This window comes from Streptomyces fuscigenes, assembly GCF_021556455.1.
Lineage (GTDB): Bacteria > Actinomycetota > Actinomycetes > Streptomycetales > Streptomycetaceae > Streptomyces > Streptomyces fuscigenes.
The window spans coordinates 1-2,737 of record NZ_JAKGCV010000596.1 but is presented as its reverse complement, the minus strand read 5'-3'; the positions used below and the strand labels follow the sequence as shown (position 1 = coordinate 2,737).

The window sequence follows — 2,737 nt, the reverse complement described above, 5'->3', positions numbered from 1 at the left end:
CCGGTGGCGAGGGCGGCGGCCAACTGCACGGCCGCGGCGGCGGTGGCGTCGGGGCCGGTCGAGGCGGCAGCCGCCGGCCGGTCGCGCAGCAGCGCCGCGTGGACGGCGTCGCGCACCCGCACGGACAGGCCGGGGTCGGTGTAGACCTCGGGCTGGGTCACCAGATTGAGCGAGACCCCGATGTTGGCGGACATGATGACCTGCGCCGCCTGTTCGGGCTCCACCCGCAGCGCCCCCGTCGCCGCGCACCGCACCAGCACGGCGCGCAGCAGGTCCAGCGCCTCGCCCGCCGCGTCCGGGACCTCGGAGAAGGCGGGCGAGTACATCAGCCGGTAGACCGCCGGGTGCGCGAGCGCGAACGCCACGTGCGTGTCCCACCCGTTGCGCAGGTCGGCCACCGGATCGCTCGACGGCTCGGCCTCCCGCTTCGTCGCGAGGTAGCGGTCGAAACCGTAGTCCACCACGGCCTTGAGCAGGCCGTTCTTGTCCCCGAAGAGCCGGTAGAGCACCGGGGCCCCCACTCCGACCGCGTCGCAGACGGCGCGCGTCGCGATGTCCCGCGTCGGTGACGCGTCGAGCAGTTTCTCCGCGGCTTCCAGCATCTGGGTCCGTACGTCCATGTAAGGACGATAACACCCGGTCGTAGTCGCGTTATGAATGTTGCTACGCCAAGGGTGTAGCGCTGATACGGGAAAGCGTGTAACTTCGTTCTGGCCGAAGCGAAACGCCGCTACGACGCCGGGTTCCCCTTACTCGCAGACCGGAGACAGCCATGACCACGTCGCCCACCACCCCCCTCGCCGCCTCGACCTCCGGGGCCCGGGTCGCCCTGGTGACCGGCGGTTCCGGCGGCATCGGACGCAGCGTCGCCGAGCGCCTCGCGGCCGACGGCATGACGGTCCTCGTCCACTACTCCGGCAGGCGGGTGCGGGCCGAGGAGACGGTGAAGGCGATCGTCGACGCGGGGGGCACCGCCACCGCCGTGGCGGCCGACGTCGCCGAGGAGGCCGAGGTCGCCGCGATGTTCGACACGGCCGAGGAGCTCTACGGCGGCATCGACGTGGTCGTCCACACCGCCGGCGTGATGCTGCTCTCGCCCCTGGTCGACCAGGACCTGGACGTCCTCGACCGGATGCACCGCACCAACATCCGCGGGACCTTCGTCGTCGACCAGCAGGCGGCACGCCGACTGCGCCCCGGCGGCGCCCTCGTCAACTTCTCGACGTCCGTCACGAAGATCGGCCTCACCGGCTACACCGCCTACGCGGCCACCAAGGGCGCCGTGGACGCGATGACGCTCATCCTCGCCAGGGAACTGCGCGGCCGCGACATCACGGTGAACGCCGTCGCCCCCGGCCCCACCGCCACCCCCCTCTTCCTGGACGGCAAGGAGCAGTCCGTCGTCGACCGCCTCCGGGACATGGCCCCCCTGGAACGGCTCGGGCTCCCGGAGGACATAGCCGAGGCCGTCGCGTTCCTCGCCGGGCCCGCCCGCTGGGTCAACGGCCAGATCCTCTACGTCAACGGCGGCGTCGTCTGACCGGCGCCCGAACGCCCCTGCACAGCCCCGCATCCCGGACCGCTCCCGTCCCGCCGTCACGATCCGGCCCGGCCCGCCCCCTTCCGCACCGGGCCCGTCCCGCCACCGCGGGCGGGCCCGCGCACGAACCCCTCCCGGCCCGCGCATCCGCCCCGGCGGCCCCGGCCGCACGCATTCGCCCCCGCGGCCACCGGCCGTCCTCCCGAAGGAGACCCCTCATGAGCAAGACCGTCCTCATCACCGGCGCCGGTTCCGGATTCGGCGCCCTCTCGGCCCGCGCCCTCGCCACCGCCGGCCACACCGTCTACGCGGCGATGCGCGACACCGCCGGACGCAACGCCGGCCCGGTCGCCGAGGCCGCCGCCTTCGCCGATGAGCACCACGTCGACCTGCGCACGGTCGAACTCGACGTCCTCTCCCAGGAGTCGGCGGACCGCGCCGTCGCCGCCGTGATCGAGGAGGCCGGCGCGCTCGACGTCCTCGTCCACAACGCGGGCCACATGGTCACCGGCCCGGCCGAGGCGTTCACCCCCGAGGAGACAGCGGCCGTCTTCGACACCAACGTCCTCGGCACCCAGCGCGTCAACCGCGCCGCGCTCCCGCACCTGCGGGCCCGGCAGAACGGACTCGTGCTGTGGGTCGGCTCGTCCAGCACCCGGGGCGGCACACCGCCCTACCTCGCCCCGTACTTCGCCGCGAAGGCCGCCATGGACGCCTTCGCCGTCTCCTACGCGGCCGAACTGGCCCGGTTCAACATCGAGACCACGATCGTCGTGCCCGGCGCCTTCACGTCGGGCACCAACCACTTCGCGACCGGCGGGCACCCCGCGCAGCAGGAGATCGTCGCGCAGTACGAGGAGCGGTACGCCGGGATGATGGAGGACGTCTCCCGCCGCCTCGCCGCGCTGGAGCCCGCGGACGCCGACGCGTCGCTCGTCGCCGACGCCGTCGTCGAGGTCGTCGGCACGCCGCACGGCAGCCGCCCGTTCCGCGTCCACGTCGACCCGTCGAACGACGGCTCGGAGGAGGTCAGCAAGGTGGCCGACCGCATCCGCTCCGAGTTCATGACCCGTATAGGCCTGGCGGATCTGCTCGCACCGCACGCGGGCGGCGCCGCCTGACCCGGCAGCAGGGACGGCCTCCGCCCGGCGTGCCCACCGGCCGCCGGGCGGAGGCCGCCGTGCGCCGCCGCCCGCA

Annotated in this window: 3 protein-coding genes; 2 read left to right on the top strand and 1 reads right to left on the bottom strand. The window is 73.7% G+C overall.

Annotated features, from left to right (window positions below; translation table 11 throughout):
- Window positions 1-620: TetR/AcrR family transcriptional regulator (locus L1885_RS26765; protein ID WP_235799739.1), on the bottom strand; the 620-nt coding region annotated here is incomplete at its 3' end.
- A gap of 152 nt (window positions 621-772) precedes the next feature.
- Between L1885_RS26765 and L1885_RS26760 the strand changes: the two genes are divergently transcribed.
- The gene (locus tag L1885_RS26760; protein ID WP_235799738.1) at window positions 773-1,540 is read left to right on the top strand and encodes an SDR family oxidoreductase; all 768 of its coding nucleotides are present in this window, start codon (window positions 773-775) and stop codon (window positions 1,538-1,540) included.
- Window positions 1,541-1,758: 218 nt separating this feature from the next.
- Window positions 1,759-2,661 carry an SDR family oxidoreductase gene (locus tag L1885_RS26755; RefSeq protein ID WP_235799737.1) on the top strand — a complete coding sequence of 301 codons (903 nt, stop codon included), beginning with the start codon at window positions 1,759-1,761 and terminating at the stop codon, window positions 2,659-2,661.
- The last annotated feature ends 76 nt before the right edge of the window (window positions 2,662-2,737 follow it).